Here is a 13,259-nt window from a genome sequence, read left to right on the forward strand (position 1 = left end):
AATTTATAATGAAAATTAGATTTGGCTATGTATCACATGCCCTGTCGCTTTGGGACTGCTCACCTGCGAAAACCCTCACGTTTACTAGATGGGAAAAAATGAAAAAAGACGAGAGGCTGGATAAGCTTCATTACGTCACAAAACAAAATTTGAATCATACTAAGCGCGCTTTACATTTTAATATTGCCCATGAAATTATGCTGTATCGATTATCATCTTCTCTTGTCCCTTTAGCTACTCATCCTGAAGTAGATTGGAATTACATTGATGTGTTCCAAGACGATTGGTCAGAGATAGGAGAATTGATTCGGAATCATCAGCTGCGCGTGAGTTTTCACCCCAATCAGTTCACATTATTTACAAGCGACAAAAAACGTATTACAGAAAATGCGGTAAAAGATATGGATTATCACTATAGAATGCTTGAAGCGATGGGAGTAGCCGATCAAGCTCTTATTAATATTCATGTAGGAGGAGCCTATGGCAATAAAGAAAAAGCGGTCGGTCGATTTCATGAAAACATTCAAACGCTGCCACCTGTAATTAAAAAGCGCATGACTCTTGAAAATGATGATAAAACATACACAACTGAAGAAACATTAGCTGTATGCGAAAAAGAGAAAGTCCCTCTCCTCTTTGATTATCACCACCACAAAGCAAATGAAGGAGAAGAACCTCTTGCATTATTGCTCCCTCGTATCTTTGACACGTGGAAACATATCGGCTTAAAACCAAAAATACATATCTCTTCTCCTAAATCTGAAAAAGAATTTAGAAGTCACTCTGATTATGTCTCAACTGATTTTATCGCACCTTTTTTGCAAATAGCTAAAGATATCGGAGAAGATTTTGACGTAATGATTGAAGCAAAGTTAAAAGATAAAGCACTGCTAAAATTAGTGGAAGATTTAGCATCAATGAGAGGAGTAAAGCGTACGGGAGGCGCCACGCTTGTTTTTTAAATAAAAAAAGAGCCAAGAGGCTCTTTTTTGTGTTACATTTTTTCAGGTGCTGAAACACCAATTAGTTTTAAGGAGTTTTGAAGCGTTACTTGAACAGCTTTCACTAGTTCAATACGCGCTTTACTTGTTTCTACATTATCGCTGTCTAATACTTTTTCTGCATTATAGAAGCTATGGAACGTAGAAGCAAGATCAAATACATAGTTCGTAATGCGGTGCGGAATACGTTTTGTTGCTGCTTCCGCTACGGCCTGAGGGAACTCTCCGATTTTCTTCAGCAGTTCCATTTCTTTTTCTGCACTAATTAATGAAAGGTCAGCGCCAGATGTTGATTGAATCCCCATCTCTTCACCTTGACGAAGAATACTGCAAATACGGGCATGAGCATATTGCGCGTAGTATACAGGATTTTCATTAGATTGAGAAACAGCTAAATCTAAATCAAAGTCTAAATGTGTATCCGCACTTCTCATCGCAAAGAAGTAGCGAGTTGCATCAAGGCCTACCTCTTCTACTAGATCACGCATTGTTACTGCTTTACCTGTACGTTTGCTCATCTTCATTTTTTCGCCATTTTGATATAGTTGAACCATTTGAATAATTTCTACTTCCAGCGTATCTTTTTCATAACCAAGCGCTTGAATCGCCGCTTTCATACGAGGAATATATCCATGGTGGTCGGCTCCCCAAATGTTAATTAGCTTATCAAATCCGCGTTGAATTTTGTCTTGGTGATACGCAATATCTGGTGTTAAGTACGTAAATGAACCGTCATTTTTAATTAACACACGGTCTTTATCATCACCAAATGTCGTAGAACGGAACCACGTAGCACCTTCTTCTTCATATACATGGCCTTGTTTTTTCAGCGTTTCAAGTGCAACTGAGATTTTATCATTTTTATAAAGAGACGTTTCAGAATACCATACGTCAAATTTCACACGGAACTGTTCAAGATCACGCTTTAATTTAGCTAACTCATAATCTAACCCGTATTGACGGAAGAATTCAAAACGCTCTTCTTCAGAGGCATTTACATACTTGTCTCCGTGCTCTTTTGCTAGCTCTTTTCCGATGTTTATAATGTCAGCACCATGATAGCCGTCTGCAGGCATTTCTTTCTCTAAACCAAGAGCCTGCATGTAGCGTGCTTCTACTGAATAAGCCAGGTTATTAATTTGGTTACCAGCATCATTGATATAGTATTCACGTGACACATCGTAACCTGCTTTTTCAAGAACATTACATAATGAGTCTCCAACTGCAGCACCGCGGGCATGTCCTAAATGTAAATCCCCTGTCGGATTAGCTGAAACAAACTCAACTTGTACTTTTTGTCCGTTCCCTACGTTTGTTTGACCGTACGCTTCACCAGCTTTTACAATCGTTGGGATAAGCTCTGTTAAATAAGAGTTATTCATATAAAAGTTGATGAATCCAGGGCCTGCAATGTCAATTTTCTCGATAGATGCTTTTGATTTATCGAAGTTTGCTACAAGCTCTTCAGCGATAACACGCGGTGCTTTTTTGGCAATACGAGCTAGCTGCATAGCCATATTGGTAGAATAATCACCATGTGTTTTATCTTTTGGGGTTTCTAATAGAACTTCTGGAAGTTCTGCTTTTTCAGCAAGTCCTGCTTTGACCACAGCATCTTGAATTTCAGCTTTTAATTTTTGCTGCACTTGTTCGACGATGTTCATTTTTTCTCCTCCTTGAATGTAATGGTTAATGCATATTTCCCGGTAGGCTGACCCTGTACTTCTAGATCATACGTTAAAAATAATCGACCCTTTTGAGTCATTTGTTTATATTCAATGTTATGAGCGAATGTTAGTAAATCCATACGCCCATAAGGGCTTATATAAGTTCCTTCGATCTGTACCTTTTTACGAAACGATTGCTTCATTTGAACAGCACCGGTTCGATTAATTGATACTTCATCTTCGCTAATTTTCACCATTGTTCTAATATCTCCGATTTCCTCTTGGCGCTCTGTGTATGTAAGATAAATTTTTGATCCTTTTTCATAATACATACCTTTTGCATTTACCGATGTTGTCTCTTTTCGGTGACCATCGCGGATATCCGTCACAATTTTAACTTCAATGGGTTTCTTGACTTCTGAAGCGTTACTCACAAAAGACACTTCCTTATTAAAATGAATACGTTATAACTTAAATAGTATAAACATTCTAAAGAAAGAATTCAATAATACTTCAAAGGAAATATGATAGATACGCCGAGAATTCACCTTTTTACAGTACGTGACGCATTCACATATTCCAAATAAAAAAGGCAGCCACAGCGGCCGCCTTTTACTTTATTTATTTCTTTTGTACCCAGCCTAAGATCATTTCGCGAATAAGCTTGCTTGCTGTATTAGCTGTTTGTTCAGACGGATCATAAATTGGAGCTACTTCTACTAAATCTCCTCCGACAATGCGAAGATCTGATTTAGCAATTGCGTGAATAGAAGCTAAAAGCTCTTTTGATGTGATACCGCCTGCATCTACTGTTCCTGTACCAGGAGCGTGCGCTGGATCTAATACATCGATATCAATTGTTACATAAACAGGACGACCTGCAAGTGTAGGTAGAATCTCTTTTAACGGCTCTAGAACTTCAAATTTTGAAATATGCATGCCGTTTTCTTTTGCCCATTGAAATTCTTCTCTCATTCCTGAACGAATACCAAATGAATAAACATTTTCCGGTCCGATTAGTTCTGCAACTTTACGAATCGGAGTGGAATGAGAAAGTGGTTCTCCTTCATACTCTTCACGAAGGTCTGTATGAGCATCCATATGGATAATGGCCAAATCCGGGTATTTTTTATACATAGCTTTCATAACAGGCCAAGAAACCAAATGCTCTCCGCCCATGCCTAATGGGAACTTGTCTGCTGCTAAAAGCTGGTCGATATACTCTTCAATCATATTTAAGCTGCGCTGAGGGTTCCCAAATGGAAGTGGAATATCTCCTGCATCAAAATATTTTACTTCCTCTAGCTCTCGATCTAAATACGGGCTGTATTCTTCTAATCCAATTGATACTTCACGAATACGAGTTGGGCCAAATCGTGAACCTGGACGATAGCTAACTGTCCAGTCCATTGGCATTCCGTAAAGAACCGCTTCACTTTCTTCAAAAACAGGGTGACTGCCGATAAATACATTACCTGAATAAGCTTCATCAAAACGCATATTTTGTTCCTCCTTCATTATTCATAGAAAAGATGCCAGCCTTAAACCTCTGGCATCTCACTTGTATGTGATAACTTATTTAATAAGATCTTGCACAAATTTAGGTAAAGCAAATGCGGCTTTGTGCAATTCTTTTGTGTAATACTTTGTATCAATATCGAAGAAACGATCTTCGCTTACTTCCAATGGATCATGTTTCTTTGAACCCATTGTAAATGTCCATAAACCGCTTGGGTACGTTGGAATATTTGCTACGTATAGACGTGTAATCGGGAAGATTTCTCTTACATCACGCTGAACATTTGAGATAAGCTCTGGCGTGAACCAAGGATTGTCCGATTGAGCAACAAAGATACCATCTTCTTTAAGTGCTTTTGAGATACCTGCATAGAATCCTTTTGTAAATAAATTCACAGCTGGACCTACTGGCTCTGTTGAATCCACTAAAATGACATCGTATTCGTTCTCGCTTTTAGCGATGTGCATAAATCCGTCATCTACTTGTACATCAACACGAGGATCTTCTAGTTTGCCCGCAATTGAAGGTAAGAATTTTTTTGAGTACTCAATAACTTTTCCATCGATATCAACTAACGTCGCTTTTTTTACGCTTGGGTGTTTTAAGATTTCACGGATTACGCCTCCATCTCCTCCACCTACAACTAGTACGTTTTCTGGATTTGGATGCGTAAATAACGGTACATGCGCAACCATTTCATGATAAACGAACTCATCTTTTTCTGTTGTCATTACCATACCGTCAAGTAGGAGCATGTTACCAAACTCTTCTGTTTCAACCATGTCTAATTTTTGAAACTCCGTTTGCTCTGTATGTAAAGTGCGATTAATTTTAGCTGTAATACCAAAGTTCTTTGTTTGCTTTTCTGTGAACCATAATTCCATTTCAAACTCTTCCCTTCTATTTTGAGAATTAACCTATGCATAGATTACCCTAACATAATTTATACAAACATGAAAAAAGTATAGATGAATTCAGCAAAAAAGCAAGTAAAATTTTTAGCAATGGAGGTTTAAAACCGCCTTTTCTATTTCATACTGATGATAGATACAAGCTTTAGAATCTACTTGCATCGCTCTTTTAATAGAATTTTGTTGTGTTGAAAACAACATGTACGGTGCATAGTGACACATATTGGTGGTGAATAGAAATGGAAACGGTATTAACCGAACATTTAAAAAAGGCAAGACGCATCTTCCGAATTCTTCTCGTCCTTGGTATATTAGCGGGGGCTTTATTATTGTTTGCCTACATAAGCATCTTTCTCTACGCCAAAATCGCTGGCCCCCCTCCGCTCAACGTTTCTCAAACAGCTGTTTTCTACTCAGCAAACGGTAAAGTTCTTGATGAAGTTCACAATGGACAAAAGCGCTACTGGGTTTCACTTAATCAAATTTCACCTTACGTAAAAGATGCGACTTTAGCCGTTGAAGATAAGCGCTTCCATGAGCATCACGGCTTTGATATGCATCGAATCGCCGGAGCAGTTGTAGCTGATATAAAAGCTATGGGAAAAGTACAGGGTGCGAGTACCATTACTCAGCAGTATGCACGAAACTTGTTTCTAGAGCACGACAAAACGTGGACTCGAAAGCTTCAAGAAGCTCTGTATACGATTCGGTTAGAAATGAATTATAGTAAAGACCAAATTCTAGAAGGCTACATGAATACGATTTACTACGGCCATGGAGCTTATGGAATTGAAGCGGCAGCTAGACTGTATTTTGATAAGCACGCCAAAAATTTGACGTTAAGTGAAGCGAGTATGTTAGCAGGTATTCCAAAAGGCCCTAGCTACTACTCTCCTCTTATTCATCAAGAAAATGCAAAAAAACGACAAAATATCATTTTATCTCTTATGAAAGAGGATGGAATTATTACAGCCAAGCAAGCAACAAAAGCGCTTGTAACACCTCTAGCATTTGCAAAGCCTGCCGAAAAAGATCCTAATAAAGAAGATGCTTCTTACTTTATGGATGCAGCTCTAGCAGAATTAAAGCAAGATTTAGGCATTGATGAAACCATGATTTACACAAATGGACTTCGCGTTTATACAACGCTGGATGAAAAGATGCAGCGAACGGCAGAAGAAAAAATGAAGGATGTTATCAGCAGCTCTTCAGACGTACAAAGTGCATTTGTTGCGATGAATCCTAAAAATGGACAAGTGAAAGCTCTTATTGGTGGAAGAGATTATGAAAAGAGCCCGTTTAATCGCGCGACCCAAGCAATAAGACAGCCTGGCTCAACGATGAAGCCATTTTTATACTATGCGGCGTTAAAAGATGGTTTTACTGAATCTACTCCAATGAAAAGTGAAGAAACGACGTTCAAATTGGAAGATGGCGTTTCGACATACACGCCTAGTAACTATCACAATTATTATGCGGATGCTCCTATTACAATGGCTCAAGCCATCGCACTTTCAGATAATATTTATGCCGTAAAAACGCATTTGTTTATTGGGGAAAACCGCTTGATTGAAACTGCTAAAACACTTGGAATATCATCACCTTTAAAGAAAGTTCCATCTTTAGCTCTTGGAACTTCGCCTGTCAAAGTTATCGATATGGTTAATGCGTACGGCATCTTTGCTAATGGCGGAAAAGAAATTCGTCCAACATTTATTAAACGAATTGAAACCCATGACGGAGAAGTTGTTTATCAAGCTGCTTCCGAACAGAAACAAGTCATTGATAAGCGCTATGCTTTTCTTACTACCCATTTAATGACAGGCATGTTTAATCAAAAGCTAAATGGCTATACAACCGTCACAGGAAAGCCTATTTCTAAATATGTATCTCGTCCTTACGCGGGAAAATCCGGCACAACCTCTACGGACAGCTGGATGATTGGCTACTCTCCTCAGCTCGTTTCAGGCGTTTGGGTTGGATATGATCAAGGAAGGACAATGGATGATGTAGCTGAAAAAGGATACGCAAAAAAAATGTGGGCATTATTTATGGAAGATGCTTTAAAAGGGAAGAAAAAAGAAAAGTTTAAAGCACCAAACGGATTAATGAGCGTAAACATTAATCCTCAAAATGGAAAGTTAGCATCCAAATCATGCCCTGTTCAATATAAAGCTTATTATTTAACTGGAACACAGCCAAAAACATATTGTACTGATCACATCGATCATGCAGCAAAAACGAAGAAAAAAGAGCGTGAAAAAGAAGATAAAAAGTTTCACTGGTTACCCAAATGGTTTGATTAAAAAAGCTTAAGGCTGAGGCCTTAAGCTTTTTTGAGCATTACGATGTTTGAAGCGCTTCTTTTAGGTCATCATTAGATAACGTCCAAATTTCTTCATTATGAGACTTCAAAAACTCACGAAGCAAATCCTTAGACTTGTTATCCATTTCTTCTACCATAATGCGTCGTTTTAAGGATTTATCCATTTTGTTGACATGTTCAGGAAGTGACTTATAGCCGCGGCGTATTTCACGATCAACGGTCATTTCACATGCTGTCATACCTGCGTAGTAAGGTCCTTCTTGCTTGCGATCAATCGTTACCCACACAAGCCAATATAACTTGCCGTTTGGCACCTCGTCTTTATTCGGTAAGAACTTAATTCCTTTTTCCACTACACTTCTTGCATGCATCGCACCGATATCTACAAATACTTCTTCGTCGCTCGGACAAACAAAAACGGGTGAAATGTTTTCTAAACTTAACGCTCCAACCCCGTAACCGCCGTGACCGTCGGTTGAATCGTCTTTTATGATATTAAATCCTATACTTTTCTTTTTTGGCTGAGTCATAGTAAGCCTCCTCTATTCATTAAATCAGTGGTGCTAATATCTGCTGAAAGATATTCATAACAAATGTTGCTGCTCCGTTTAGAAGCGGCCAGATCACAATTCGATCCAGAGGTGTAATCACAAGAATCAAAAATACAAAAATGCCCCAAGACTCATACTGCGTCATCTTGGCTCGCGTGGACGGCGGAACGAGGTCTTCAATCACGCGGTAGCCGTCTAAAGGCGGAAAAGGCAACAAGTTAAATACACCTAGGGTTAGGTTTATTTGAATAAATAATGTACCAAAACGATAAAGCGCATCGTTGTCCACTGCGGCGTTATTCATCAAATAGTAAATAAGTAAGCCGATAAATGCCAACACCAAGTTGCTAAACGGTCCCGCTATCGATACTAGAATACCAGCTAAACGAGGCTTTTTAAAGAAATAGCGATTAACAGGAACCGGCTTCGCCCACCCAAAACCTGCGATAATTAGCAAAAGCGTTCCAAATGGATCTAAATGAGCCAGCGGAGAAAGCGTTAGCCTTCCTTGCTTTTTAGCCGTGTGGTCTCCAAATAAATAAGCTACATACGCATGGGCAAACTCATGCAGCGTGAATGCAACAATAAGCGTCATTACCACGTAAGGAAGGTCTTGCAATGAAAAAGCTAAAAAATGTTCCACTCTTTATCTCCTTTATTTTAAAATAATTTCTACCTATCACATCTACTAGATGAATCTTTTTTGCGGTAAGAAGGATACAAGTTTTTTTTCAAATATGCCCTAAAAGTTCTCAAAAACCAGCGATGAGCTTCCTTTGGCCACACCTGATTTTACATCGATGTTATTATAAAAGTATACTACAGATTATGTCCTCCATCACTATCTCATCCTGTCATTTTATTCAGAAAACGGGTACACTAATCATATAATGATCAAAAAGGAGTGTACACATTATGCCAGTTGTAACTGTTAAAATGCTTGAGGGCCGTACAGATGATCAAAAAAGAGCTCTTGTTGAAAAAGTAACGGATGCTGTTGTGGAAACAACAGGTGCAGCACCTGAAAAAGTATCCATTATCATCGAAGAAATGTCTAAAAACCATTACGCTGTAGCGGGCAAGCGCATGAGCGATCAATAACGCCTACATAAAAAAGATGCCATAGGAGTGAACCTACGGCATTTTTTTAATGGACAGACAGCGTTGCCTGAAGTTTTTCAATATATTTGTATGCTTCTGAAATGTCTTCTTCTGTATAGTTTTGCTTACGCTTTAGCGTAAACACTTTTTCTTTTACTTCTTCTTTCGGTAAATTATCGAAATATAAAATCGTAGAGACAAGCTCCAAAAATTTCGAGCTTTGTTCGTTCATATCCTTCATACATTCCTGCAAGTGAGGAAGTTCTAAGTCATAGTGGCTTAGAAATCCTTCCCCCGCTTCTGTTAATACGTAGCGATACTGCATATACCCGCCTTTTTTCTCTTTAATTTCACTTAAAAAGCCTAAGTTACACAGCTCTTCAATTCGAAGCGTTAATTCCTCAGAATATGGTCCAAAAAAGTGAAAATTATACTTTTCATAAAAAGGAAACTTCAGCTTTTTCCCGATAAATATCATCTTTTGTAACTTTTTTCTGCCAACAACTTCTCCCGCCGCGGAAAATACTTTCACAATCTTTGCGTGATCGTTTAACACAGCCCCTTCAACTCCTATACTATTTAACTCTGATCTCCTTTTAGTAAGTTTATAATCTGATCTTTAACTTTTCGCTTAGACGACAATTGATCAATGAGATCTTGTGGAAAATATAATTTATGATCGGTTCTCTTTTTCCCTGAAATTGCTTCAACAATCTCCGACTGACGTGATAATTCACGCACTTCATTATTTGGCATCAACAGATGAATCGGCAAACGTTCTTCCTCTTCACCCGGTCGATAAAAATCGTATGGTAAGTCGCTTGAAGAATCGACGACTAAATAATAATCTGGGTTAATGCCCGCTTTTTTAAATAATGTTGTAAGCTCCATCCACATCTTCATTTGTGAATTCGGATTAAACTCAATGTATTTAAAAAGCTGACGATTCATAAACCTTCGGCATAGATCAGATAAAATTTCATCCTCTTCTTCTTCCCACGCTTGAAAATAAAATAAAATCACAGATTCATCTAATTTCAAATACTCTTTTAGCGATATTTCTTCTTCAAAAATCGAATAAAAATGAGTTGGCTCCTGCTTGAACTCATAGTAATGATGATGGAGCTCTTTTGCACGATGTAAAATTTTTGTCAAAATCACTTCAGCACTTCTCGTAACAGGATGAAAATACACTTGCCAGTACATTTGATAGCGGCTCATAATATAATCTTCAACCGCATGCATACCGCTGTGTTTAATCACGGCTTGGTCTTCCCGAGGGCGCATAACACGCAGAATTCGTTCCATATCAAAGTGACCATAGCTTACTCCTGTGTAATACGCATCACGCTGTAAATAATCCATGCGATCTGCATCAATTTGACTGGAAATCAAACTAACGACAAGCTTATTTTCATATGTTTTCGCGATTACTTCAGCCACTTTTTTAGGAAAATCCTTTCCTACTTTCGTTAACACTTGATTTACCTCTGTGTCACCTACGATAATGGCTTGTGTAAATTCTTCATGGTCTAAGTGGAAAACCTTCTCAAACGAATGTGAAAACGGACCGTGACCTAAATCGTGCAGTAAAGCAGCACAAAGACAAAGAAGACGCTCATCTTCATTCCATTCAGGACGTCCTTGAAAACCGTCATCAATAATACGGCGCACAATTTCATAAACACCTAAGGAATGACTAAAACGACTGTGCTCAGCCCCATGAAACGTTAAGTATGTCGTTCCTAGCTGTCTAATACGACGCAGCCTTTGAAATTCGGCTGTCCCAATTAGCTCCCAAATAACACGATCTCTTACATGGATATAGCGGTGAACAGGATCTTTAAATACTTTTTCTTCACTGAGTTTTTCATTAGGATATGTCATTTACATACCTCTCTATCTTCACTTTGTTGTTGCTATAATTTTTCGACACTCACTTCCTATTTTCCTATTCAGAATAAAAAATCACCTTGTCAAGCAACCAAGGTGATTTACCTAACAAACAAGGCGATTCTGTTTGTAAGAAGCTCGTTCGACAAATAAGTAGCAGAAAAGCAGCTATTTATTGTTTCACTATCTATTTTTTTACTTTTTTCTCAATCTTCTCGATTAATTCATCCTCTGTTGGCGCTGCTACAGGACGGTTGTTTACAAATGCAAATGACTTTTTACGTCCGGGTCCACAGTAAGACTGGCAGCCGATTTGTACTTCAGCTTGTTCATCTATTTTTTTAAGTCGAGGTAACAACGTTTTGACGTTTGTTGCCTGACAATCATCACAAATTCTAAATTCATTTGCCATGTTGACACAATCCTTTCAAAATTGGTTCATCATTTTGTCTAAGGGGTATTTTACCCCTATTTGAAGTCCGATGCAAGTTAAAGAAGGAAGCAAAATCTATCATACTCCTAGAAGAAATGGTATAAAGTATGGATTTTTTGTACATGATGATACTACAAAACATGATTACTATGAGTCATGGAAAATAGAGGAGTGAACAAAGTGAAAGATAGACAAGATGCTTGGACAGAAGAAAACGACTTATTATTAGCTGAAACAGTATTGCGCCATGTCCGCGAAGGAAGTACGCAGCTGAATGCGTTTGAAGAAGTTGGAGATGAATTAAATCGCACTTCAGCAGCATGTGGATTCAGATGGAATGCTGTGGTACGCCATCAGTACGAAAAAGCACTTCAGCTAGCCAAAAAACAGCGAAAACAGCGCATGCGTGCACTTGGACAAGAGCAAGGCAAAAAGAAATTATTATATACGCCACCAGCATCTGTAGAGCATGTGGAACAAATGATGTCTGCACCTACAGCAACATATAGCTTATCTGAAACACAAGTAGAAAAAAGCAGCAGCGAGGAGCTTTCAATGGCTGACGTTATTCGCTTTTTGCAAACAATGCCAAATCAAGCGAGCAATTTACAAGCATTGCAAAGCGAAAACAAACGCTTGATGCAAGAAAATACAGAATTAGCTAAGAAAAATACAGAGTTGGAAAAACAAATCAAACATCTCGAGGCAAATGCTACTACTATTCAAGAAGACTATGAAACATTAATGCAAATCATGAACCGTGCGCGAAAGTTAGCTCTATTCGATGAAGAAGAACGTTCTTCTACTACATTTAAAATGGATCGTAACGGAAATCTTGAGAAAGTGGCTGAATAAGCTACATGAACGAAGAAAGAGGGATGTCAAACTTGGCTCTTCTTTCTTCTTTTTCTATTTTACAGCCAATGACACAACGCCTTTATGCTATAATATGTTCGTTTACTGTTTATAAAGGGGTTTGAGATATGCAGCAGAATAGTTTAAAGCTTTTAGCACAGCCCGCTTGGCGTATTATTGATCAATCCAGTCTAGGTCCTCATTTTGATGCCCGTCATTCTTTTGCCATCGATGACACGCTTTGTACAACCGTTGGAAGAGGTGAATCTCCAGCTGTCATGCGCTCATGGGTGCATCACGATACGATTGTATTAGGCATCCAAGATACAAAGCTCCCTCATTTAGCTGAAGGTGCAGCTTATTTACATGAACAAGGATATAAAACAATCGTCCGCAATTCAGGCGGCCTCGCTGTCGTACTTGATCAAGATGTTCTAAACATTTCTTTAATTTTTCCTGATGCAGAAAAAGGAATTGATATTGATCGTGGATATGAAGCCATGTTTGATTTGATTAAGGTCATGTTTGCATCTTATGGGACAGCAATTGAAGCGAAGGAAATCGTAGGCTCTTATTGTCCCGGCAGCTTTGATTTAAGCATTCGCAATCAAAAGTTTGCAGGCATTTCACAACGACGCGTTCGCGGCGGAGTGGCTGTACAAATTTACTTATGCGTTAAAGGAAGCGGTTCTAAACGTGCTTCTCTCATTCAAGAGTTCTACAAAAAAGGGCTCCAAAACACGGAAACTAAATTTTCATACCCAGATATTGAGCCTCATACAATGGCTTCTCTATCTGAGCTATTACAGATTGATTTAACCGTTTCTGATGTCATGCTGCTTTTATTGCAAACACTGAATAGTATGAGCTCTTCTCTTGTAAATATGCCTTTAAATGCTACCGAACAAGAGCTGTTTGAGACGCAGCTGCAGCGCATGTATGACCGCAACGAAAAAGCATTGGGTTCATTAGCCGAATAAAAAAACTCCGCCCGAGGACGGA

General features: G+C 38.6%; 14 protein-coding genes. 5 read left to right on the plus strand and 9 right to left on the minus strand.

Going from position 1 to position 13,259, the window contains the following annotated elements; all coding sequences use genetic code 11:
* Positions 1-8 precede the first annotated feature (8 nt).
* Positions 9-962, plus strand: coding sequence for a UV DNA damage repair endonuclease UvsE (gene uvsE, locus ACN6NE_RS10525; protein ID WP_474325303.1), 954 nt, complete (start codon positions 9-11; stop codon positions 960-962).
* Positions 963-994: 32 nt separating this feature from the next.
* On the opposite strand, the gene argS is transcribed toward uvsE, so the two are convergent.
* From argS to speE, 4 genes are all read right to left on the minus strand, one after another.
* Complete coding sequence (gene argS / locus ACN6NE_RS10530) at positions 995-2,665, minus strand: arginine--tRNA ligase (protein WP_014457737.1); 1,671 nt, start codon at positions 2,663-2,665, stop codon at positions 995-997.
* Positions 2,662-3,102: a YwiB family protein gene (locus ACN6NE_RS10535; protein ID WP_014457736.1), complete on the minus strand. Its 441-nt coding sequence runs from the start codon at positions 3,100-3,102 to the stop codon at positions 2,662-2,664. The genes argS and ACN6NE_RS10535 overlap by 4 nt, the downstream gene beginning before the upstream one ends.
* A gap of 187 nt (positions 3,103-3,289) precedes the next feature.
* On the minus strand, positions 3,290-4,168 hold the full coding sequence (gene speB, locus ACN6NE_RS10540) for an agmatinase (RefSeq protein ID WP_129705502.1): 879 nt from the start codon (positions 4,166-4,168) through the stop codon (positions 3,290-3,292).
* Between the two features lie 75 nt (positions 4,169-4,243).
* Positions 4,244-5,071 carry a spermidine synthase gene (speE, locus tag ACN6NE_RS10545; RefSeq protein WP_013059843.1) on the minus strand — a complete coding sequence of 276 codons (828 nt, stop codon included), beginning with the start codon at positions 5,069-5,071 and terminating at the stop codon, positions 4,244-4,246.
* 266 nt (positions 5,072-5,337) lie between these two features.
* Between speE and ACN6NE_RS10550 the strand changes: the two genes are divergently transcribed.
* The gene (locus tag ACN6NE_RS10550; RefSeq protein WP_474325304.1) at positions 5,338-7,404 is read left to right on the plus strand and encodes a transglycosylase domain-containing protein; all 2,067 of its coding nucleotides are present in this window, start codon (positions 5,338-5,340) and stop codon (positions 7,402-7,404) included.
* A gap of 37 nt (positions 7,405-7,441) precedes the next feature.
* On the opposite strand, the gene ACN6NE_RS10555 is transcribed toward ACN6NE_RS10550, so the two are convergent.
* Entirely contained in the window at positions 7,442-7,954 is a 513-nt protein-coding gene (locus ACN6NE_RS10555; protein WP_129705505.1) for a YwhD family protein, read from the minus strand.
* Between the two features lie 19 nt (positions 7,955-7,973).
* Positions 7,974-8,618, minus strand: a complete 645-nt coding sequence (locus tag ACN6NE_RS10560; RefSeq protein WP_129705507.1) for a site-2 protease family protein — start codon at positions 8,616-8,618, stop codon at positions 7,974-7,976.
* Positions 8,619-8,890: 272 nt separating this feature from the next.
* Between ACN6NE_RS10560 and ACN6NE_RS10565 the strand changes: the two genes are divergently transcribed.
* A complete protein-coding gene (locus ACN6NE_RS10565) occupies positions 8,891-9,076 on the plus strand; it encodes a 2-hydroxymuconate tautomerase (RefSeq protein ID WP_013059847.1) in 186 nt (61 codons plus the stop codon).
* A gap of 46 nt (positions 9,077-9,122) precedes the next feature.
* Here the strand turns inward: ACN6NE_RS10565 and ACN6NE_RS10570 are convergent, their stop codons facing one another.
* The 3 genes from ACN6NE_RS10570 to ACN6NE_RS10580 form a co-directional block, all read right to left on the minus strand.
* Positions 9,123-9,632 carry a YwgA family protein gene (locus ACN6NE_RS10570; protein ID WP_013059848.1) on the minus strand — a complete coding sequence of 170 codons (510 nt, stop codon included), beginning with the start codon at positions 9,630-9,632 and terminating at the stop codon, positions 9,123-9,125.
* A gap of 23 nt (positions 9,633-9,655) precedes the next feature.
* Positions 9,656-10,963, minus strand: a complete 1,308-nt coding sequence (locus ACN6NE_RS10575) for an HD domain-containing protein (protein WP_013059849.1) — start codon at positions 10,961-10,963, stop codon at positions 9,656-9,658.
* 193 nt (positions 10,964-11,156) lie between these two features.
* Positions 11,157-11,381, minus strand: a complete 225-nt coding sequence (locus ACN6NE_RS10580) for a YuzB family protein (protein WP_013059850.1) — start codon at positions 11,379-11,381, stop codon at positions 11,157-11,159.
* A 201-nt stretch (positions 11,382-11,582) separates the two neighbouring features.
* On the opposite strand from ACN6NE_RS10580, the gene ACN6NE_RS10585 reads away from it, so the two are divergent.
* Positions 11,583-12,257, plus strand: a complete 675-nt coding sequence (locus tag ACN6NE_RS10585; RefSeq protein ID WP_129705510.1) for an RsfA family transcriptional regulator — start codon at positions 11,583-11,585, stop codon at positions 12,255-12,257.
* 128 nt (positions 12,258-12,385) lie between these two features.
* Positions 12,386-13,237 (plus strand): octanoyl-[GcvH]:protein N-octanoyltransferase, encoded by an 852-nt coding sequence (lipL, locus tag ACN6NE_RS10590; protein WP_129705512.1) that lies wholly within the window; start codon positions 12,386-12,388, stop codon positions 13,235-13,237.
* The last annotated feature ends 22 nt before the right edge of the window (positions 13,238-13,259 follow it).

This window comes from Priestia sp. 53B2, from assembly GCF_056099005.1.